Raw genomic sequence first — 19,920 nt, 5'->3', positions numbered from 1 at the left:
GGGTGGGCGTCGGCGTGGGAGTGGGGGTCGGCGTCGTGGTCGTCGACCTCAGCGCCGAGAAGAACTGCCAGATCTCGCCGGGCACGTGCGACTGCTGCTGACCCCGGTCACGCGCGTCCCACTGGTGGTCGCTGTCGTTGGCGATCCACACCACGGGGTACCCGTCGCGGCACGTGTACGTCGTCTTGGTGTGCCGGCCGCTGCCCGCCGCGGGCTCGGGCGCGTTCTGCGCCTGGCAGCCGTTGTTGCGCAGCGCGCGGTCCCGCAGCGCGCGGCCCTGCGAGATGTTGAGGACGCTGTCGGCCACGCCGTGCGAGCCGAGGTACGCGATGGGCTGCGTCCCGCCCGCGCAGCCCGACAGCTGCGCGCCGTTGAGGACCGCGACGGCTCGGAACACGTCGGCGCGCGTGCAGGCCAGCGCGTTGCTCATGCCGCCGCCGTAGCTGAACCCGGTCGCGAACCGCTGCGTGGTGTCGACGCACAGCGCGGCCTCGACCGTGCGCAGCACGGCGTCGATGAACGCGACGTCGTTGCCGTTGGTGTTGGGCCACGCGTTGTCGATGCCCTGCGGCGCGACGAAGATCGTGCTGTTGTTCGCGAGCGGCTTGAGGCCGTAGAAGTTCTGGTTGACGACGTCCTGCGACGTGCCGTGCCACCAGTGCAGCCCGACGACGAGGCGGTAGGGCTTGCTCGGGTCGTAGCCCGCGGGGACGTCGAGGCGGAAGCTGCGCTGCTGGCCGCCGCTGCTGAGGGTGTGGTTGCCGGTGGACAGCGCGGCGGGCTTGCCGCAGCCGCCGGTCGTGGCGGCCGCGACGGGGCCGCCGGGCAGCGCGGTCGCGGGCGCCGCGGCGGCGGTCAGCCCGCCGACGGCGAGCGCGACGGCTGCCACGAGGGCGCCGAGGCGGCGGCGGGTAGGGGGTCGGTGCACGGTGGCTCCTCCGGTCGGCGCGCCGGCGTCCGTGCCGGCGCGGGGTGCGGTGCGGCCGTCGGGCAGTGCTCCGCCCCGGCGCACGTTCGTCCGGGTGACGCTAGTGACGGGCCCTGTCGGAGCACATCGTGCGTAATCCTTTAACCACCTGACCGGGGACGACGCGTCAGGACGTCGCCGCGGGGACCGGCGCCGGCGGGACGGACGTGAAGAAGTCCCACACCGTCCCCGGCACGAACGTGGGTTCCCGGCTCGTGCCCCGGGCGTCCCACTCGTGGCCGCTGTCGGACGCGATCCACACCACCGGGTACCCCTCGGCGCACGTGTACCTCGTGACCGTGTGCTCACCGCTGCCCGGTGCCGGCTCGGGCGCCTCCTGCGGCTCGCACCGGTTGGTGCGCAGCGCGCGGTCCCGCAGCGCACGGCCCCGCTCGATCGGCAGCACGTCGTCGACCACGCCGTGCGACCCCAGGTAAGCGATCGGCTCCGTGCCGCCCTCGCAGCCCGAGATCTCGGCGCCGTTGAGGACCGCGACCGCCCGGAACACGTCGGCGCGTGCGCACGCGAGCGCGTGGCTCATGCTCCCGCCGTAGCTGAACCCGACCGCGAACCGCTGCGTCGGGTCGACGCACAGCGCGGCCTCGACCTCACGCAGCACGTCGTCGACGAACGTCACGTCGCTCCCGTCGGCGTCGGCCCACGCGTCGTCGACGCCCTGCGGCGCGACGAACACCGTGGAGCCGTCCGCGAGCGGCTGCAGACCGTAGAACAGCCGGTCGACGACGTCCTGCGACGTCCCGGTCCACCAGTGGAACGCGAGCACCAGACGGTGCGGCTCGTCGGGGTCGTAGCCCGCCGGGACGTCGAGGCGGTACGTGCGCTCGACCCCGCCGCTGACCAGGGCGTGCTCCCCGGTCGTCAGACCCGCGGGGGTCCCGCAGCCCGCGCTGGCGTCGTCGACCCGGGCGTCGACGCCCGGCACGGTCTCCGCGTCGGGGTCGCCGCGCAGGGCGCCGGCCACGCCCGCGGCGACCAGGCCGAGGACGACCAGCACGACGACGGCCACCAGCGTGCGTCGGCGGACGACGGCTCGGTCCACGGCTGCTCCTCGCGCTCGGGTGCCCGGTCCCTCACCTCACCACACGGCGGAGGCGTGCCGTGCCTCAGCGGGTCGCGACGCCCAGCAGGTGCCCCGACAGGTCCACCGCCTCGCTGTCGCCGTCGGTCGCGCGGGCCAGCACGAGGGCGGCCGCGACCACGTCGTCGTCCGGGCGGGCGAACTCCAGCGCGAGGCTGCCGGGGCCCTCGACGCCCCAGACGCGTGCCTCGTGGAAGCCCGCGCTCGTCAGCTCGTCGGTCAGCTCGGCCGCGGTGTGGAAGTGCGCACCCGGGAACCCGCCCTCGTCGCGGGCCAGCGCCTCCGCCGGCTCGCCCGTCTCGAGCAGCCTCGTCAGCTCCGGGCCCGGGAGGTCGGTGAACCGGCGGCTCAGCACGACGTCCATCGTCGCGATGGAGCGTGTGATCCCGGCCGCGAGGACGACACCGCCCGGGCGCAGCACCCGCCGGGCCTCGCGCAGCGCCCGCAGCCGGTCGTCGCGCGCCGCCAGGTGGTACAGCGGGCCTGCCAGCAGCACCGCGTCGACCGTCGCGTCGGCGGCCCCCAGCGCGCGGGCGTCGCCGACCTCGGCCGCGAACGTGCCGACCGCGCGCGCCGTCTCGACCTGCGACGCGACCGGGTCGACGAGCGTGACGTCGTGCCCCTGCGCCGCGAGCCACGTCGCGTGCACGCCCGTGCCGCCGCCGACGTCGAGCACGCGTGACCCCGGTGCCAGGTGCGCGCCGACGATCTCGCGCGTGCGGACCAGCTCGACCGCGCCGGCCGCGGTGCGCCCGAGCCGCGCGCCCTCGTCGACGTGCGTGCCGTAGTAGCGCTGCAGACGGGCGTCGAACGTGGCCTGGTCCATGGCGGGACGCTAGCGGCGACGGCTGCGCCGGTGCGCGGGGATTGTGCTCAGCGCGTCGGCGACGGCCCCCGCTGCCGGACACCCGTGCGGCGCATCGCGTCGGCCACGGCGGGCGCGTCGGCGTGCCGCTCGTCGGCCAGGCCCGCGACGACCCCCGCGTGGTCCTGCGACGACCGGTTCTGGCTCAGCTTGGCCTTGGCCTCGACGCGCTCGACCCGCAGCTCGACGCCCACGACGGCGCGGAGCTGACGTCGCACGAAGTCCGCGGGCGCGTCGGTGACGGCCCACGGCTGCGCGCGGCCGTGCTCGTGCTGCTCGGTCAGCGCCGTCACGAGCCGGTGCAGCTCCTCGACGTCGTGGTGTACGCGCAGCCGGCCCGTCAGGTGCACGGCCGAGTAGTTCCACGTCGGCACGACCCGCCCGTGCTCGGCCTTGCTCGCGTACCAGGACGGCGACACGTACGCCTGCGGTCCGCTGACGACCGCGAGCGCGGGCGCGTCGTCGGGCAGGTCGCGCCACTGGGGATTGGCGCGCGCCATGTGCCCCAGCAGCACGTCGCCGTCCCACACCACGGGCAGCAGCGTCGCGACGGGGTACCCGTCGGCGCCCACCGTGACGACCTGCGCGGTGCCGACGGCCGCGACCAGTGCGCGGACCTCGTCGGCGTCGTCGAGCGCGTTGAACACCGGCACGTACATGCCGCGACGCTAGCGGCGGCGGGCCCGGCGTCGCGAGACGTGTCTCGGCACGGTGACCCGGGTGCCCGTGCACGACCGACCGGATCGCTCCCTCGCGGACGGTGCCGGATCGACTTGTGGTGGTGAGAGTGCGATCCGGTCGCGTCGCGGACGGTGCTGGATCGCCTTCTCACCGTGAGAGTGCGATCCGGTCGCGTCGCGGGTGGTGCTGGATCGCCTTGTGGTGGTGAGAGTGCGATCCGGTCGCGTCGTGGGTGGTGCTGGATCGCCCTCTCGCGGTGAGGGTGAGGGGGCGATCCAGCACCGGTGGGCGTCAGGAGCAGATGCCCCAGGGGATGTAGCTGATGTTCTGGGAGCCCTTGTAGTAGGTGACGCCGAAGCTGTTGGAGCCGTTCGGCGTGAACGTGTTGCCGCTGCGGTTGGCGCCCCAGGCGCTCTGGATGGACTGGCCGGTGTTCGGGTACACGGTCACCGACCAGTTCGAGCGGCCGGTCACGGTGTAGGTGACGTTGAAGCGGTCGCCCCAGCTCTCGCCGCGGGTCCAGCTGACGGTGCAGCCGTTGTTCGTGTTGCTGCCCGAGTCGCCGCCGCCGGTGTTCCCGCCGCCGTTGTTGCCGCCGCCGTTGTCGCCGCCGCCGTTGTTGCCGCCCGAGGTCGAGCCGACCGTGATGTTCGACGAGCCGGACGACTGGTACCCCTCGGTCGCGAGGATCTGGTAGTTGTGCGTGCCCAGCTGCATGCCCTTGGACGCCCACGCGTTGAAGTGGTTCTGCGCCGTGATGGTGCCGCCCACGCGCTTGGACTGCCGCACCGACCAGAACTGCTTGAACGTCGAGCTGTTGCCCTCGATCGACGGTGCGTTGTACCGCGTCGTCTCGTAGATGTCGTACGTGCCGCCGTCGGACGTGACGGTGCCCTTGAACGTGCCGGTCGGGCGGTACGTGCCCCACGAGTCGACGATGTAGTACTCGACGAGCGGGCCGGTGGTCCAGCCGTACAGCGTGAGGTACGCGTTGCCGGACGGGTTGAACTGGCCCGAGTAGGAGACGGCGCGGCCCGTGCCCTTCTCCCAGCCCTTGCCGATGACGAAGTTGCCCGTGTTGGACCACTGCGTCGTGTAGTTGCCGCCGTCGTTGAGGTTGGCGGACACCGTGCCCGGCGAGTCGGTCCAGAACGAGTACCAGTAGCCGCCCTGGGTGCCCGTCTTGTTGCTGTTGACGTACTCGGCGGCGGCGGGTGTCGCGAGCGCGACGGTGCCGGCCAGGAGCGCCACGGAGGCGACGGCGCTCACCGTGGCGCGGAACGACCGGCGAGGACGGCGGCGGGCTCTGACGAAAGTATCGGACATCTCACGGACTCCTTCGTGCCGGTGCTGCGGTGAGGGACGGGGGCCGAGCGGCCGTGCGGTCGAGGACCGCGTGGCGGCAGCTCTGCCCCGATCGATGCCCGCCGGACCTCGTCGACCGGCGTGGACATCGTTATCGGAGCGAGTCTGCAACGTGGGAGCGCGCCCGCCGGCTCACGTTCGGGCGATGAACCGTTTAACCCGGGAGCGCTTCCCGGGTGCTCGCCGCCCGACCCCGGATCGGGGCCTCGGACGTCCGACGTCCTCGAAAGTTGCGATCGTCGTGGAGGGGCCCACCGGTGGCGACTACCGTCGACCCGTGGAGGACGGGACGGGTGTCGTGACGATCGACGGCGGTGACCTGGGCTGCGCGCGCCTGCTGCTGCTGCTGCGCGACCGCGTCGCGACGCTGCCCGCGGGCGCGGTCGTGCACCTCGTGACGACCGACCCCGTGGCCCCCGTCGACCTGCCGGTGTGGTGCCACATGACCGGGCACGTCTACCGCGGCGTCATCAGCGGCACCGCGCGGCCCACCTACGCGGTCGAGGTCGCCGAGCGCGCCGCGCCCACCGACCCGCACCACCCGTGGCGGCTCGGCCGGGGATGAGCGCGCGCCCCTCGCCGCGCGTCAGCCGAGGACGACGAGGAAGCCCAGCACCGCGCTCGCCGCGCTCACCACCAGCAGCGCCACGGCGGGCGTGACCGGCTCGCGGCGCCGCACGTGCACGACCACCGCGCCGACCATCGTCGCGGCGAGCGCGACCGCGGCCACGGGCGCCAGGACCGGTGCGATCCCGGTCGCCAGGGGGAGGACCAGCCCGAGCGCGCCGAGCAGCTCGGCCAGCCCGATCAGCTTCACCGCGCCGGGCGAGAAGTCCTCGACCCACGCGAGGCCGGACGTGGCCAGCGTCGCCCGCGGCCGCACGAGCTTCATGACCCCCGCCCCCGCGAAGGCGAGCGCGAGCAGAGCGTTGACGATCCAGAGCGCGACGGTCACGGGGTCTCCTCGAGGTCGGTCCGGGTGGCGGGGTCGGTGCCGGGGTCGGTCGCGGAGTCCGCGGCCGGCGGCGCGCTCGCGACGAGCTCGACCTCGAACCCCTGCGCGTCCTCCAGGTAGGCCGCGTAGTGGTCCGGGCCGCCGGCCCACGGGTGCCGGTCGGCGAACATCAGCGACCAGCCGTGCGTGAGCGCCTGCGAGGTCAGCGCGTCGACGTCGGCCGGTGCGCCGGCGTGGAACGCGAGGTGGTTGAGCCCGGCGCGGCGCCGCTCGTGACCGCCCGCGACGACGTCAGGCCCGGACTCCAGCACGACGTACGTGCCGCCGCGCCGCCACGTGCCGCCCGTCGGCCACGCGCCGTCGCGCACGTACCCGAGGCGCTCCAGGAGCCAGCCGAGCGAGGCGGCGGACGCCTCGAGGTCGGCCACCCACAGCTCGACGTGGTGCAGGTCCCCGGTCTCGGTCACGGGGTCAGTGTGCCGCGCCGGGCGGCGTGCCCGCGGTCGCCGTCCGGCACGGTCCGTGCCGGCGGGGTGCCGGACGGCGGCCGGGTGGCGCGGGCGCGGGCGCGGGCGCGTCGCGGGGCGGCACCGCCGGGTCGTTACCCTCGGTGGCCATGCCGACCGATCCCCGCGCCCGCGTGCGCCGCCTCGTCGAGGCCCGGGCGTTCCAGCGCGTCATCATCGGCCTGATCGTCCTCAACGCGATCGTGCTCGGGCTCGAGACGTTCCCGCGCGTCATGGCCACGGCCGGCCCTGTGCTCGAGACCGTCAACCACGTCGTCGTCGGCGTGTTCGTGGTCGAGGTGGTGCTGCGGGTCTACGCGGACGGGCGGGCGTTCTTCCGCGACCCGTGGAGCCTGTTCGACCTGTTCGTGGTCGTCGTCGCGCTGATCCCCGCGAGCTCGGGGTCCGAGGTGCTGCGCGTGCTGCGGCTGCTGCGCGTGCTGCGCCTGCTGTCGACCGTGCGCTCGATGCGCATGGTCATCTCGGCGCTCGCGACCGCGGTGCCCGGCATCGCCGCGATCGGCGGGCTGCTGGTGATGGTCGTCTACGTGTTCGCGGTGAGCGCGTCGACGCTGTTCGCCGCCGAGGCGCCCGAGGCCTTCGGCGACCTGTCCCGGTCGGTGACGTCGCTGTTCCGCATCATGGTCGCCGATGGCTGGGCCGACATCGCGGTGCCGATCGCCGAGCGGCAGGCGTGGGCGTGGGCGTACTTCATCGGGTTCACGGTCGTGTCGACGTTCGTCGTCCTCAACCTGTTCGTCGCCGTCACGGTCGAGGCGATGAACCGCCGGCACGACGAAGAGCGTGCCCCCGCCGCGCCCGCCCCCGAGGCCGACACGCGCGTGCTCGCCGAGGTGGTCGCGCTGCGCGCGCAGCTCGCGCGGCTCGAGGAGCAGCTGGTCGTCGCGGCCGGCGTGGCGCCCGGCCCACGCAGCGACGACGCGGACGCGCGCCGAGCGTGACGTCCGGCGCCGCAGCACCGGACGTCCCGGTGCGCCGCCCGCTGGCTCGCGTCGCGCTGATCTGCGCCCCCACCGCGCGGGTCACCCGATCGGGCGTACTCTCGAGGTAGTCCCAGGACGACGAGCACCTCGGTCGAGGAGCGCGACCCCTGGCACGTCGAAGGAGGGCGTCATGCCCGTCCGCCGCAGCTTCCCCGCACGTCCCACCGCCGCGGGTCGTCCCGACCCCCAGGCCTCGCCCGCGGGCCGCGAGCCGTCCACCCCGGAGCCGTCTGCGCCGGAACCGAGCGCCCCTCAGCCCGCGCCGACCCCCGGCCCGGCCGATCCCGAGCCCATCGTCCCCGAGCCGCACGCGCCCCCGCTGACGCACCCGGCGACGGCCGTCCGGTCACGCACCGGCGCGGCCTGGGTCGGCATCTGCGTCGGCGCGCTCGTCCTCGTCGCGCTCGTCGTCTTCATGATGCAGAACACCGCCCCGGTCGAGGTCGCGTTCCTGGGCATGAGCGGCTCGGCGCCGCTCGCGCTCGTGCTGCTCATCGCCGGCCTCGGCGTCGGTGTCGTGGCCCTGGTCCTCGGCAGCACACGCATCGCGCAGCTCCGCCGGCTGATCCGCACGGACCGTCGCCGCGCCGACGTGCGCTGACCGACGCGTCACCGGGCGGCGCGTCCGCGCCCCCGCCTCCGTCCCGACAGGGGAAGCCACCATGTCCACGTCCACCGCACCCACCACCGCGACCCCGGACCCGTCCACGTCCGACGGGTCGCCCGACCCCACCTCCGGCGACCTCCACCTGCTGCGCATCCTGGAGACCGGGATCGCCGCCGAGGTCGGCACACCCGCCGAGCCGCCTCGTTACACCGTGCCGGTCGTGTTCTCCCGGCAGGTCACGCCCGTCGAGCGCGCGCGGATCGAGGACCCGGCGACCGCGCGCCGGCTCAGCGGCGCCGTCGGGCCCGGCCGCGTCGGTCCGGAGCTGCGGCTCGTCGTGTCCGACCGTCGCCTGCTCGTGGAGAACACGACGCTCGCGGAGCTGCGCGACGGCCTCGCGGCCGAGCTCGCGGCCTTCCTGCGCGAGCTGGGCGAGGACGTGCGCGCGGCGAGCGCCGAACGCGTCAGCGCCGCCGCCCGGCGCGCCGGTGACGTCGAACGACGCGACGCGACGGTCCACGCGGCCGTCGAGCAGATCCGGTTCGTGTAGGTGGCCGACGTGCCCGCGCACCTGGTGCCTCCCGCCGACCCTCGGCGCGGGGTGTCGCCGCGCGAGCGGCAGGTCAGCGACTTCACGGCCCTGTCGAGGGTCGTGCAGGCGTCGGGCCTGCTGCGCCGGCGGCACGCCTACTACTGGTCGTGGTTCGTCGGCCTCACCGCGGCGCTCGCCGGCACGGGCGTCGTCTTCGTCGTGCTCGGGAGCTCGTGGTGGCAGCTCGTCACGGCGGCCGTCCTGGCCGTCCTGCTCGGGCAGGTCATGTTCCTGGGGCACGACGCGGCCCACCGGCAGATCTTCGCGTCCGGGCGCTGGAACGACTGGTCCAGCCTGGTCATCGCGAACCTCTACGCGGGCATGAGCTACGGCTGGTGGCAGCACAAGCACTCGCGGCACCACGCGAAGCCCAACCAGGTCGGCGCCGACCCGGACATCGCGACCGACGTCGTGCTGTTCCACACCGAGGATCTGACCGCACCGCGCACCGGCCTGACCGGGTGGCTCACGCAGCGTCAGGGGTGGCTGTTCTTCCCGCTCCTGCTGCTCGAGGGGCTCAACCTGCACGTGTCGGGCATCAAGACGCTGCTCGGGCGCGGCCCGGTGCGGCGCCGGCCCGTCGAGATCGCCTTCGTGACCCTGCGGCTCGGCGGGTACCTCGCGGTCGTCTTCTGGCTGCTGCCCTTCGGCATGGCGCTCGCGTTCCTCGGCGTGCAGCTCGGACTGTTCGGGCTCTACATGGGGGCGGTGTTCGCGCCCAACCACAAGGGCATGCCGCTGGTGCCGCGCGACGCGCGCCTCGACTTCGTGCGGCGGCAGGTGCTGATGAGCCGCAACGTCCGTGGTGGACGCGCCACCGACGTGCTGATGGGCGGGCTGAACTACCAGATCGAGCACCACCTGTTCCCGAGCATGCCGCGACCGCACCTGCGCCGCCTGCAGCCGGTCGTCCGGGAGTTCTGCGCCGAGCGCGGCATCCGCTACACCGAGGTGAGCCTGCTGCGGTCGTACGCGATCGTCGTGCGGCACCTCAACGCCGTGGGCCTGGCCGCCCGCGACCCGTTCCGGTGCCCGCTCGCCGAGCAGCTGCGCCCGGTCGGCTGACCGCGGCGAGCCGCGGGCAGGTCGACGTCGCGCGTCGGCCGGTGGTGCGGCTCAGCGCTCGCGCAGCACGTCGGCGAGCGTGATCGGCGGCGCGCCCGTGACGTCCTCGACGTCGTGCGTGACCTGCGCCATGACGTCGCTCGCGATCGCCGTGTAGGTCGACACCCACGCGTCGACCTGCCAGTCGGGTGCGCCGTACGGCGCGCGGGACGCGTACGCCTCGTCGAGGGTCTCGTCGACGAACCGCACGGGGCGCCCGCGCACGTCGGAGATGACGCGCGCGACGTCGGCCATCGTGAGCGCCTCGGGGCCCGTGAGGTCGTAGGTGCGGCCCGCGTGCGGCGCCGGGTCGCGGAGCACCGTCGCGGCCACGCGTGCGACGTCGGCGCGCGCGACGAACGCGCACCTCCCGTCGCCGGCCGGGCCGCGCAGCGCACCGTCGGCGCCGACGAAGTCCGCAAGGACGTCGAGGTAGAACGTGTCCCGCAGGAACGTCCACGCCATCCCGGACGCGCGCAGGTGCTGCTCGGTCGTGAAGTGGTCGCGCGCCAGCGTGAACGTCGCGTCCGGCGCGGCCGCCGCGAACGACGTGTAGACCACGTGCCGCACACCCGCCGTCGCGGCCGCGTCGACGAACGCGGCGTGCTCGGCCACGCGCGCCGCGCTCTCGGACGCCGAGACCATGAGCAGCACGTCGACGCCCCGCAGCGCGTCGGTGCACAGCGCCCGGTCGGCGTAGTCGACCCGGGCGACCTCGGCGGGCCGGCTCAGGCGGGGGACGCGGGGCCCGGCAGGGTCGCGGACCAGCAGCCGCTGCGTGAGACCCGCGTCGTCCAGCAGGCGGGCGACGCGTCCGCCGACCTGGCCGGTCGCGCCCGTGACGCCGATCGTGACGGTGCTCATGGTGCCTCCTGACGTCGCTGGTCCTCCGGTCCATCGTGACGCCGCACCCGGCGGCGGGCCACCCGCACGGGGCCGTGCGGTCGTGGTCCCGCGCGGCGGCGGTGGGCGGGTTGCCGGTAACGTCACGGTCCGCCGGCGTGCCCGCACCGTCCTCGTCGGTCCCGCACCGCCCGCCCCCGAGGAGCTCGTCCATGAGGATCGTCCGCACCGGCGCCACGCTGGCCCTGCTCGGTGCGCTGGGGCTGACCGCGTGCTCGTCGGGCGCCGTGGGGCCGGTGCCCCCCGGTGGTGCCGCGACGTCGGCGGGTGGTGCCGCGGGTGCGTCCACGACCGGCGCCCCGACGGCGACCCGCACCGACGGCGACGGCGCGCTCGTCCCGGACGCGGACGTGCCCGAGACGTGGGTGCCGCTGGAGCTCGGGCCGGTCGTGCTGGACGCGCCGGGCGGGTTCGCCGTGGTGCAGGAGCCGGAGGACGAGGACGCGCGCACCGGGTCCTGGGTGGTGCGACGCGGCGACCAGGAGGGCGCCCGGGCAGCGATCTCGGTCGCGCGGGACACCGACCCGACGCGCACCCCGGAGCAGAGCGCCGAGGCCGCGCTGCGGTCCGAGGAGTCGCAGCGCGGCGCGCACGACGGCGAGCTCACGGCACTGACCTGGCCCGGTGCGCGGGAGGCCGAGCACCTGACGTACGTGCAGGACGTCCTGATCGGCAGCCGGACGGTCGAGCACCGCGCCGAGTGGGTCTACGCGGACCTGCCGGACGGGTCGCAGGTCGCCGTGGGCGTCGTCGCCCCCGTCGACGTGTTCGACGAGCTCGCGCTGCACGAGGTGCTGGCGAGCTGGCGCCCGGCGTGAGCGCGCGGGCGTGACGCCGGGCGGACGCCCGACGGTCGCGGCGCCCGGTCGGGCGTGTCAGGTCAGCCGGACCAGGCCCGCGGCGGTCGGTCGCAGCCCGCACGCGTCCTCGTAGAACGCGACGAGGTGCGGCTCGTAGTCGGCGTGCACCCAGTGGCACCCGGCGGCGCGCGCCTGCTCGACCGCGGCGGCGACGAGTGCCCGGCCGACGCCCCGCCCCTGCACGTCCGGTGCGACGCACGTGTCGAGGAGGATCGCGTGCACGCCGCCGTCGCCCACGACGTTGACGAACCCGACGAGCCGACCGTCGTGCCGCGCGGTGACCCACGTGAGGCTGTGGTCCGTGAGCCGCCGTCCCCACGGCGTCGTGCCGGGCTCGTGGTCGAACGCGGCCGCGTGCAGTCCCTCGAGCTCGGCGTCGGTCAGGGCGCCACGGGCGTGCAGGGCGATCGCGGGGTCCACGCCGTCGATCCTGGCAGCCGTGTCACGCGCATTCCCGCCTCGCGTCGCCCCGCACCGGGCTCGACCCTGCTCGACCCCGCTCACGGTGCGGCGGCCGGGCCCGCGGGGGCGACCGGCGCCGCGTCGTCGTCGCGCGGCGGCCCCGCGACCAGCAGGCGTCCGGCCACCACGACGACGACCCCCGCCCCGACGACGGCCAGCAGCGCGACGCGCAGGCTCGTGGCGTCCGCGACGACGCCGACGAGGGTCGGGGACACGAGGAACCCGACGCGCAGCAGCCAGCTGACCACGGTGAGCCCGACGCCCGCGGGCAGCCCGGGCAGCTCGTCGGCGGTGTGCATGACGGCCGGGACGAGCGTCGCGACGCCGAGCCCGGCGAGCGCGAACCCGACGAGCGTGGTCGTGAGCGACGGGAGCGCGAGCGCGAGGCCCATGCCGCCGGCGATGAGCACGCCACCGACCCGGGCGACGCGTCGCTGGCCGAACCGGTCGACGACGCGGTCGCCCGTGAGGCGTCCGACCGTCATGGCGACCTGCAGCGCGACGAACGCGAGGCCCGCGGCGGCGGCACCGGTGCCGACCTCGCCGCGCAGGTACAGCGCACCCCACGACGAGCCGGCGTCCTCGACGAACGCGGCGGCGGCCGCGAGCACGCCGAGTGCCGCGAGCAGCGCGACGGTGCGTCCGGCGACGTGCCGCAGCGAGCGCGCGCCGGGGTGCTCGTCGGCCGGGGCGGTGCCGCGCTCGGCGTCCTCGGGGCCGCGGAGCAGGAACCGGTGGGCGACGACGGCGACGACGCTGAACACGACGGACGTGACGGCGACGTGCAGCGGCAGCGGGACGTCGAGGCCCGCGGCGGCCGAGCCGAGCAGGCCGCCGAGCACGGCGCCGACGCTCCACAGCCCGTGGAACGCGTTGACGATGGAGCGCCCGTAGAGGCGCTGGACGCGGAACCCGTGGGCGTTCTGCGCGACGTCGACGACCGAGTCGAGCGCGCCGGCGAGCAGGAACAGCCCGGCGAGGGCGAACCAGCTGCCGGACAGCGGGATGACGGCGACGGCGGCGGCGAGCGCGACGAGCCCGAACGACGCGACGGCGGCGGACCCGAGCAGGCGGATGAGCAGCGGTGCGAGCAGCCCGGCGAGCAGCGCGCCGAGCGGCATCGCGGCGATGGCGGTGCCGAGCGCGGCGTTGCTGAGCCCGAGGCCGTCCTTGACCTCGGGCAGGCGGGGCACGAGGTTGGCGTAGAGCACGGCGTTGACGAGGAAGACGGCCGAGACGGCGACGCGCGCGCGGCGGGCGGTGCGCGTGACGGGGGCGGGCATGGGGCTCCGGGTGGTCGTCGACGGGGTGGTCGGTGCGGTGGCGCGCGCGGTGCTCGACGCCGATGTGGTCGAGCGTACGCATCGATGTGTACGATCGTCCACATGACGACGCGCGACCACTTCGCCGACGACCCGCGCACGAACCGCGAGCGCATGCTCGCCGGCGACCTGTACATCGCCGACGACCCCGAGAACGAGCGCCTCGCGCGCCGCGCGTTCGCGCTCGCCGACGCCTGCTACCGCGCGACCGTCGCCGGCGACGACGAGGCCGCCCGGCAGGCGCTCACCGACCTGCTCGGCTCGCTCGGCGAGGGCGCCTACGTCAAGCCGCCGCTCGCCGTGGACTACGGCGAGAACGTCCACATCGGCGCGCGCACCTTCGTCAACTCGAACCTCACGGCGCTCGACGTCGCGCGCATCACGATCGGCGAGGACTGCCAGATCGGCCCGAACGTCCAGCTGCTCACGCCGACGCACCCCGTCGACCCGGAGCCCCGCCGCGACAAGCTCGAGGCCGCGCTGCCCATCGTGCTCGGCGACAACGTGTGGCTCGGCGGCGGCGTGATCGTCTGCCCGGGCGTCACCATCGGCGACAACACGGTCGTCGGTGCCGGGTCCGTGGTCGTGCGCGACCTGCCCGCGAACGTCGTCGCCGTGGGCAACCCCGCGCGCGTCGTCCGCGAGATCGCCTAGGCCCCGCGTGGCCGAGCGGCGTGCCCGGCGGCACGACCCCCAGCGGCGCGACCGCATCGTCGAGGCGTGCCTGCGGGTGATCGGCGAGGTCGGCGTGGCCGGCGCCTCGACGCGCCGCATCGCCGCGGTCGCCGACGTCCCCCTCGGGTCGATCAGCTACCACTTCGACGACGTCGACGCGCTGCTGCGCGAGGCGTTCGAGCGCTTCGCCCGGCGCGTCAGCGACCGGTTCGAGCACGCGATGGCCGCCGCGCCGGACCGCGCCGCGGCCCGCGACGCCGTCGTCGCGCTCATCAGCGTCGACGTGCTCACCGACCCGCACGAGCTCGTGCTCACCCACGAGCTCTACACGCTCGCCGCGCGCGACCCCGGCTTCCGACGGCTCACGCACGACTGGATGTCACGCAGCCGCCGCGCGCTCGAGCGGCACGTGGACCCGCAGACCGCGCGCCTGCTCGACGCGCTCATCGAGGGCATGACGATCCACCGCGCGCTCGACACCGAGCCGCCCGACCCCACCGACGTCGCCGAGGCCGTCGACCGCGTGCTCGCCGCCGCAGGGCCCGGTCGGGGCGCGTAGGCGACCCGACTGCGGGAGGCGCTCAGGCCCGCCCGACCCGCCATGCGACGCCGACCTGCACGGCCGCCAGCGCGGTGAGCACCAGGAGCGCGGGGCGCCACGTCCCGGTGGCCTCGGTGAGCACGCCCGCCGCGACGGGCCCGGCGGCCGCGAGCAGGTACCCGAGCGACTGCGCCATGCCGGACAGCCGTGCCGTCTCGCGCTGGTCCCGCCCGCGCAGCGCGACGAGCGACAGCGCGACGACGAGCGCGGCGCCCTGCCCGAGCCCCGCGACGACGACCCACAGCACCACGAGGTCCGGCGCGAGCAGCAGCCCGAGCAGCGCGACGAGCGCCGGCGCGCTCGCGGCGACCGCGCCGAGGCGCTCGTCGGGCCCGCGGTGCAGCAGCGCGGGGACCACGAGCCCCCCGACGATCCCGAGGCCCTGGTAGACGAACAGGTGCACGCCCGCGGTCGTCTCCGTGACGCCCTGCGTGACCTCCACGGTCGGCAGCCACGTGACCAGCACGTAGAACACCGTGGACTGCAGGCCCATGAACGCCGTGAGCCACCACGCGGTGCCCTGCCGCCACACGCTCGTCACCGGGGCCGCGTCCGGCGCGGCGACGTGCGGCGCGGGGGGCCGGGCCCGCCACGCGCGCGGCGCCCACACGGCGGCCACGAGCACCACGAGCCCCGCGGACGACGCGAGCGCGACCCGCCAGCTCGTCGCGTCCGCGAGCGGCACCGCGAGCGCCGACGCGGTGGCCGCGGCTCCCACGATGCACGCGGTGTACACGCCCGTGGCGAGCGAGACGCGCCGGGCGAAGTCCCGCTTGACCAGGGCGGGCACCAGCACGTTGCCGACCGCGATCGCCACGCCGATCACCGCGGTCGCGAGCCACAGCCCGGCCGTGCCGGTGAAGGGGCGCGCGAGCGTCGCGACGCCCAGCGCGAGCAGCGCGACGAGGATCGCGCGCTCGGGGCCCGTGCGCTCCGACAGCCGGTGCACGAGCGGCGACGCGGCCGCGAACGCCAGCAGGGGCAGCGTGCCGAGCAGACCCTGCGCGCCCTCGCCCAGCCCGAGGTCGGGGCCGATCTGCGGCAGCAGCGGGCCCACGGCCGTCAGCGCGGGGCGCAGGCACAGCGCGACGAGGAAGACGGTCGCGGGTGCGAGGGTGCGGACGAGCGTGCGCTCGGTGGTGCTCATGCGGGGCGGCTCGTTCCGGTGTGCGCGACGGGGTGCCGCACCTTCCTACACCCGCCCCGGCGCGGCGCCTGCCCCCTCGGCGCGGGACGGTGTGTGGCACGCGTCATGATGGGCCGGTGGACGGCTCGACGCTCATCGAGGACCCGCCCGTGCTGACGGACGGCGTCGTGACGCTGCGCTGCCTCACGGCCGACGACGTCGACGCGCTGCTCGCGGGCGAGGACGACGACCAGGTCCGCTGGCTGAACGAGGGCCACCGCTCCGAGCGCCCGCGCACCACCGCGTGGGTCGCGCAGAACCGCGCGCAGTGGCGCGACGGCGGGCCGCGGCGGCACCTCGGCGTGCTCGACGCCGCGACCGGCGAGCTCGCGGGCACCGTCGAGGCCCACCTCGCGCTGCCCGACCTGCCGCGCGGCACGGCGAACGTGTCCTACGCGGTCCTGCCCGCGTGGCGCGGGCGCGGCTACGCGGTGCGCGCCGTGCGCCTGCTGCGCCGCTGGCTCGCCGAGCGCACCGACGCCACGGACGCCGTGCTGCGCGTCGACGCCGCGAACGTCCCGTCGCTGCGGGTCGCGCGCGACGCCGGGTGCCTGCCGCCCGAGCCCGGGCCCGACGGGCTGCTGCACCACGCGCTCCCGCTGCGCGAGCCCGCGCGGGTCGTGCTGGTGTGCGGGCCCGCGGGCTCCGGCAAGTCGACCCACGCGGCGCGGCTCGCGCGCGCGGGCTGGGCGCACCTCGCGTTCGACGCCGCCGCGTGGGCCGCCGGTCACCGCGAGCACCCGCTCCCGCCCGACGTCGCGGCACGCGTCCACGACGACCTGCGGACCCGGCTCGTGGGCCTCGTGCGCGACGGCGTGGACGTCGTCGTCGACACGTCGTTCTGGTCGCGCGCGTCCCGCGCGTCGTACCGCGCGCTGCTCGCACCGCTCGGGGTCGTGCCCGTCACGCACCACCTCGTGACGCCCCGCGCCGAGGTGCTGCGCCGGCTCGCCGCGCGCACGGGCACGGGCCCCGACGACGTCGTCGTGCCGCCGGACCGCGCGGAGGCGTACCTCGACGGCTTCGAGGACCCGACGCCCGACGAGGGCCCGCTGGTCCGCGTCCCGCCCGCCTGACCCATCTCGCCCGACCCGCGCCCGTCGCGACGGCCCGCCCCCGTCGCGACGGACAGCGGTACGGCCCGACGGACACGGGCGCACGGCTGTCCGTCGTGCCGTGAGCCTGTCCGTCGGGGTGGTGGTGGGACGGCGCCCTCCGGGCCGCGGCGGGGTGCGGACCAGGGGCGGTACCGTGGCGCGCGCCGAACCGACGGAGACGCGCGCCGAACCGGAGAGACCCGTGACCGAGCCGACACCGACGGACCTACCCGCCTACGGGAGCCCGTCGACCGCCGACGCGACCCGTGCCGCCGACGCGCCTCGTCCGGCCGGCGCCCCGGCGCGCACCGGCACCGCGTGCCTCGAGATCCACGTGCTGCCGTGGAAGCGACGCACGCGGATGGTCGACTTCGGGCCCATCGGCGGCATCCCGTCGGTCGACGACGACGTCCTCGGCCCCGTCGTCGCGACGCTGTTCACGGTGCTGGGGATCCTGTTCACCGTCGTCGTGGTCGGGTCGGTCGTCCTCGTGCTGCTCGAGCTGTGGGTGCTGCTCGCGCTCGCGGTCCTGCTGCTGCTCGCGCGGTTCGTCGGGCTGCTGCCGTGGGTCGTCGACCCCGCGACCGGTGGGCCGCGCGAGCGCTACCGCTGGCTGCCGAACGCCGTGGGCCGCGTGCGCGCGCTCAACGGCGGCGGCCGGGTCCGCGTCCGCTGGTCCTGGGTCGGCTGACGACGACGCCCGGGCGGCCGCGCGGTCGGTGAGGCGGTCCGCCGCCCGCCGACGCGTCGGACCGCCACCCCGGCGGTGCGACGGCACGGCACGTCGCCGTGCGGTGCGGGGCGTGCCGTCAGGCGTCGCGCAGGGCCGTCCAGCGCAGGTGCACGTCGAGCGGCAGGCCGTCCTCGGTGCCCGCGTCGTCGACGAGCTCGCCGGGCACCGCGCGGCGCATGACGTCGGGCACGGGCCGTGACACGGGCGCGCCGTAGTCGTCGGTCCAGTCGATCTCGTCGTCGTCGGTCGGGTCGAACGCGATGCCGTGGTCCGCCCAGAAGGCGGCGGCGTAGCGGTCCTCGATCGAGCGCAGCAGCGCGTACGTGCCCTGCTCGTCCTCGGGCACGTCCTCGATGCGGGCGTAGCGCGCGTAGTAGCTGGCGCCGAGGATCCAGTACGCGCTCAGCGCGGTCGCCCGGTCCGTCGTCGGGTCGTCGAGCACGGTGCGCACCAGGTGCTCGCCGCGGTCGTAGTCCGCACGGCGCACGAACGTGTGGCGCTGCTGCGGGGTCGCCGCGGCGAGGAACTCGCGCAGGAACTGGTCCGGGTCGTCGGTCGCGGGGGAGCTCACCCGGCGATGCTAGACGCCCGTCCGGGGCCGTGCCCGTGGCCGGCCGCAGACCGTGCCAGCCGCCGCGCCGCCCGCCCGCGCGACGAGCCACGGCTCACCAGGCGGCGCGCACGTAGTCCTTGAGGAAGCACCCGTACAGGTCCTCGCCGGCCTCGCCGCGCACGATCGGGTCGTAGACGCGCGCGGCGCCGTCCACCAGGTCGAGCGGGGCGTGGAACCCCTCCTCGGCCAGGCGCACCTTGGTGAAGTGCGGGCGCTCGTCGGTGATCCAGCCCGTGTCGACGGCGGTCATGAGGATGCCGTCCTGCTCGAGCATCTGCGCGGCGCTCGTGCGGGTCAGCATGTTGAGCGCGGCCTTGCTCATGTTGGTGTGCGGGTGGCCGGGCCCCTTGTACCCGCGCGAGAACACGCCTTCCATGGCCGACACGTTGACGACGTACGTGCGGCGCGCCGGCGACGCGGCCATCGCGGGCCGCAGCCGGCTGATGAGGATGAACGGCGCCGTCTGGTTGCACAGCTGCACCTCGAGCAGCTCCATGGGGTCGACCTGCTCGACGGTCGCGACCCACGAGTTGCTCTCGGCGACGTCGGGGATCAGCCCGCCCGCGTCGATCGACGTGCCCGCGACGAGCCGTTCGAGGCTCGCGGCCTGCGCCGTGAGCGACTGCTCGGCGAGCTCCTGCGCGTCGCGCGTCGCCCGCTCGATCGCGAGCGCGGGGCTCGTCAGGTCGCTCACCGACCCGGCGAGCGCGCGCGGGTGGGCGTCGCTCGTGTGCCCGAACGCGGTGATCATGCGGTCCCCGTCGTCCGGCAGCGGGGACAGCTCGGCGTCGACGAGCCGCGAGTACGCGCCCGGCGAGCGGCGCACGGTCTGCGCGGCGTTGTTGATGAGCACGTCGAGCGGACCCTGCGCGGCGACGTGGTCGGCGAGCTGCACCACCTGCGCGGGGTCGCGCAGGTCGATCCCGACGACGTGCAGCCGGTCCATCCAGTCCGCGGAGTCCTCCATCGCACCGAACCGGCGCACCGCGTCCCGCGGGAAGCGCGTCGTGATGGTGAGGTCGGCGCCGTCGCGCAGCAGCCGCAGCGCGATGTACATGCCGATCTTGGCGCGCCCGCCCGTGAGCAGCGCCCGGCGGCCGGTGAGGTCGGTGCGCGCGTCGCGCTTGGCGTGGTGCAGCGCCGCGCAGTCGGGGCACAGCTGGTGGTAGAACGCGTCGACCACCGTGTAGGCCTGCTTGCAGACGTAGCAGGGGCGCGCGCGCAGCAGCGTCCCCGCCGTCGCCCCCGTGGTGCTCGAGGTCAGCGCGATGCCCCGCGTCTCGTCGTCGATGCGGCCCGGGCTTCCGGTCGCGGTCGCGGCCACCACGGCGGCGTCGGCCTCGGCGATCCCGCGGCGCCGCTCGAGCCGGCGGTGCTTCTTCGCGGCCTTGAACAGCGCCGAGGCGGCGCGGCGGGCGACCGCGTGCTGCGGGTGGTCCTGCGGCAGCGCCGCGACCTGGTCCGCGACCCGCAGGAACGTCGCGAGGTCGGCGGGGTCGACGCCGGGGAGCGTGCCGTCGGGTGCCGTGCCGTCGGGTGCCGTGCCGTCGGGTGCCGTGCCGTCGGGCGGGGTGGCGTCGTGCACGCTGCCGTCGGCGGTCGCGTCGTCGTCGGTCGTCGCGGCGGGGTGCTCCGCGGGGGCCGTGGTGTCCGCGCTCATGCGCCGTCCGTCCTGCGTGGGGAAGGGCCCGTCCGGTCACCGGGGCCCGGAAGATCGTACGCG

23 protein-coding genes are annotated in these 19,920 nt (G+C 75.5%); 10 read left to right on the top strand and 13 right to left on the bottom strand.

Annotated elements, in window-relative coordinates; all coding sequences use genetic code 11:
* The 5 genes from ATM99_RS13920 to ATM99_RS19875 form a co-directional block, all read right to left on the bottom strand.
* Nucleotides 1–928 (bottom strand): PHB depolymerase family esterase (locus ATM99_RS13920; protein WP_062103478.1); only part of this gene is annotated, 928 nt, incomplete at its 3' end.
* Nucleotides 929–1,094: 166 nt separating this feature from the next.
* Nucleotides 1,095–2,027: a PHB depolymerase family esterase gene (locus ATM99_RS13915; RefSeq protein ID WP_062103468.1), complete on the bottom strand. Its 933-nt coding sequence runs from the start codon at nucleotides 2,025–2,027 to the stop codon at nucleotides 1,095–1,097.
* A gap of 64 nt (nucleotides 2,028–2,091) precedes the next feature.
* Complete coding sequence (locus ATM99_RS13910; protein WP_062103467.1) at nucleotides 2,092–2,892, bottom strand: bifunctional 2-polyprenyl-6-hydroxyphenol methylase/3-demethylubiquinol 3-O-methyltransferase UbiG; 801 nt, start codon at nucleotides 2,890–2,892, stop codon at nucleotides 2,092–2,094.
* A 47-nt stretch (nucleotides 2,893–2,939) separates the two neighbouring features.
* The gene (locus ATM99_RS13905; RefSeq protein ID WP_062103466.1) at nucleotides 2,940–3,590 is read right to left on the bottom strand and encodes an FMN-binding negative transcriptional regulator; all 651 of its coding nucleotides are present in this window, start codon (nucleotides 3,588–3,590) and stop codon (nucleotides 2,940–2,942) included.
* A gap of 313 nt (nucleotides 3,591–3,903) precedes the next feature.
* The gene (locus ATM99_RS19875) at nucleotides 3,904–4,881 is read right to left on the bottom strand and encodes a glycoside hydrolase family 11 protein (RefSeq protein WP_304438280.1); all 978 of its coding nucleotides are present in this window, start codon (nucleotides 4,879–4,881) and stop codon (nucleotides 3,904–3,906) included.
* A 373-nt stretch (nucleotides 4,882–5,254) separates the two neighbouring features.
* On the opposite strand from ATM99_RS19875, the gene ATM99_RS13895 reads away from it, so the two are divergent.
* Entirely contained in the window at nucleotides 5,255–5,542 is a 288-nt protein-coding gene (locus ATM99_RS13895) for a sulfurtransferase tusA (RefSeq protein ID WP_062103477.1), read from the top strand.
* A 21-nt stretch (nucleotides 5,543–5,563) separates the two neighbouring features.
* Here the strand turns inward: ATM99_RS13895 and ATM99_RS13890 are convergent, their stop codons facing one another.
* Together ATM99_RS13890 and ATM99_RS13885 are read right to left on the bottom strand one after the other, a co-directional pair.
* Complete coding sequence (locus ATM99_RS13890; protein ID WP_062103464.1) at nucleotides 5,564–5,932, bottom strand: DoxX family protein; 369 nt, start codon at nucleotides 5,930–5,932, stop codon at nucleotides 5,564–5,566.
* Nucleotides 5,929–6,399, bottom strand: coding sequence for a VOC family protein (locus tag ATM99_RS13885; protein ID WP_062103463.1), 471 nt, complete (start codon nucleotides 6,397–6,399; stop codon nucleotides 5,929–5,931). The genes ATM99_RS13890 and ATM99_RS13885 overlap by 4 nt, the downstream gene beginning before the upstream one ends.
* Before the next feature lie 149 nt (nucleotides 6,400–6,548).
* On the opposite strand from ATM99_RS13885, the gene ATM99_RS13880 reads away from it, so the two are divergent.
* From ATM99_RS13880 to ATM99_RS13865, 4 genes are all read left to right on the top strand, one after another.
* The gene (locus ATM99_RS13880; RefSeq protein ID WP_062103476.1) at nucleotides 6,549–7,400 is read left to right on the top strand and encodes an ion transporter; all 852 of its coding nucleotides are present in this window, start codon (nucleotides 6,549–6,551) and stop codon (nucleotides 7,398–7,400) included.
* 172 nt (nucleotides 7,401–7,572) lie between these two features.
* Nucleotides 7,573–8,043: a lipopolysaccharide assembly LapA domain-containing protein gene (locus ATM99_RS13875; protein ID WP_062103462.1), complete on the top strand. Its 471-nt coding sequence runs from the start codon at nucleotides 7,573–7,575 to the stop codon at nucleotides 8,041–8,043.
* Nucleotides 8,044–8,104: 61 nt separating this feature from the next.
* Nucleotides 8,105–8,599 carry a hypothetical protein gene (locus tag ATM99_RS19405; protein ID WP_062103461.1) on the top strand — a complete coding sequence of 165 codons (495 nt, stop codon included), beginning with the start codon at nucleotides 8,105–8,107 and terminating at the stop codon, nucleotides 8,597–8,599.
* A 9-nt stretch (nucleotides 8,600–8,608) separates the two neighbouring features.
* On the top strand, nucleotides 8,609–9,706 hold the full coding sequence (locus tag ATM99_RS13865) for an acyl-CoA desaturase (RefSeq protein WP_223305095.1): 1,098 nt from the start codon (nucleotides 8,609–8,611) through the stop codon (nucleotides 9,704–9,706).
* A gap of 51 nt (nucleotides 9,707–9,757) precedes the next feature.
* On the opposite strand, the gene ATM99_RS13860 is transcribed toward ATM99_RS13865, so the two are convergent.
* A complete protein-coding gene (locus ATM99_RS13860) occupies nucleotides 9,758–10,609 on the bottom strand; it encodes an SDR family oxidoreductase (protein ID WP_062103460.1) in 852 nt (283 codons plus the stop codon).
* Between the two features lie 191 nt (nucleotides 10,610–10,800).
* Between ATM99_RS13860 and ATM99_RS13855 the strand changes: the two genes are divergently transcribed.
* On the top strand, nucleotides 10,801–11,466 hold the full coding sequence (locus ATM99_RS13855) for a hypothetical protein (protein ID WP_062103459.1): 666 nt from the start codon (nucleotides 10,801–10,803) through the stop codon (nucleotides 11,464–11,466).
* Nucleotides 11,467–11,523: 57 nt separating this feature from the next.
* On the opposite strand, the gene ATM99_RS13850 is transcribed toward ATM99_RS13855, so the two are convergent.
* Together ATM99_RS13850 and ATM99_RS13845 are read right to left on the bottom strand one after the other, a co-directional pair.
* On the bottom strand, nucleotides 11,524–11,928 hold the full coding sequence (locus ATM99_RS13850; protein ID WP_223305093.1) for a GNAT family N-acetyltransferase: 405 nt from the start codon (nucleotides 11,926–11,928) through the stop codon (nucleotides 11,524–11,526).
* 80 nt (nucleotides 11,929–12,008) lie between these two features.
* Nucleotides 12,009–13,253 (bottom strand): MFS transporter, encoded by a 1,245-nt coding sequence (locus ATM99_RS13845; RefSeq protein ID WP_062103458.1) that lies wholly within the window; start codon nucleotides 13,251–13,253, stop codon nucleotides 12,009–12,011.
* Between the two features lie 102 nt (nucleotides 13,254–13,355).
* On the opposite strand from ATM99_RS13845, the gene ATM99_RS13840 reads away from it, so the two are divergent.
* Together ATM99_RS13840 and ATM99_RS13835 are read left to right on the top strand one after the other, a co-directional pair.
* Nucleotides 13,356–13,946, top strand: coding sequence for a sugar O-acetyltransferase (locus tag ATM99_RS13840; RefSeq protein ID WP_062103457.1), 591 nt, complete (start codon nucleotides 13,356–13,358; stop codon nucleotides 13,944–13,946).
* A 7-nt stretch (nucleotides 13,947–13,953) separates the two neighbouring features.
* Complete coding sequence (locus tag ATM99_RS13835; RefSeq protein ID WP_062103456.1) at nucleotides 13,954–14,526, top strand: TetR/AcrR family transcriptional regulator; 573 nt, start codon at nucleotides 13,954–13,956, stop codon at nucleotides 14,524–14,526.
* 22 nt (nucleotides 14,527–14,548) lie between these two features.
* Here the strand turns inward: ATM99_RS13835 and ATM99_RS13830 are convergent, their stop codons facing one another.
* Entirely contained in the window at nucleotides 14,549–15,715 is a 1,167-nt protein-coding gene (locus ATM99_RS13830) for an MFS transporter (RefSeq protein ID WP_062103455.1), read from the bottom strand.
* Between the two features lie 116 nt (nucleotides 15,716–15,831).
* On the opposite strand from ATM99_RS13830, the gene ATM99_RS19035 reads away from it, so the two are divergent.
* Both ATM99_RS19035 and ATM99_RS13820 read left to right on the top strand, forming a co-directional pair.
* Entirely contained in the window at nucleotides 15,832–16,830 is a 999-nt protein-coding gene (locus tag ATM99_RS19035; protein WP_190278840.1) for a GNAT family N-acetyltransferase, read from the top strand.
* A gap of 223 nt (nucleotides 16,831–17,053) precedes the next feature.
* Nucleotides 17,054–17,542, top strand: a complete 489-nt coding sequence (locus ATM99_RS13820) for a hypothetical protein (protein ID WP_150118298.1) — start codon at nucleotides 17,054–17,056, stop codon at nucleotides 17,540–17,542.
* A gap of 118 nt (nucleotides 17,543–17,660) precedes the next feature.
* Here ATM99_RS13820 and ATM99_RS13815 read toward each other — a convergent pair whose 3' ends face one another.
* Nucleotides 17,661–18,155 (bottom strand): DUF4274 domain-containing protein, encoded by a 495-nt coding sequence (locus ATM99_RS13815; protein WP_062103453.1) that lies wholly within the window; start codon nucleotides 18,153–18,155, stop codon nucleotides 17,661–17,663.
* Between the two features lie 94 nt (nucleotides 18,156–18,249).
* A complete protein-coding gene (locus ATM99_RS13810) occupies nucleotides 18,250–19,857 on the bottom strand; it encodes an SDR family NAD(P)-dependent oxidoreductase (RefSeq protein WP_223305091.1) in 1,608 nt (535 codons plus the stop codon).
* Between the last annotated feature and the right edge of the window lie 63 nt (nucleotides 19,858–19,920).

Origin of the sequence: Cellulomonas sp. B6 (assembly GCF_001462455.1) — a bacterium.
Taxonomy (GTDB): domain Bacteria; phylum Actinomycetota; class Actinomycetes; order Actinomycetales; family Cellulomonadaceae; genus Cellulomonas.
Note: the sequence above shows the minus strand (reverse complement) of the source record. Positions and strands in the feature narration are given on the sequence as shown.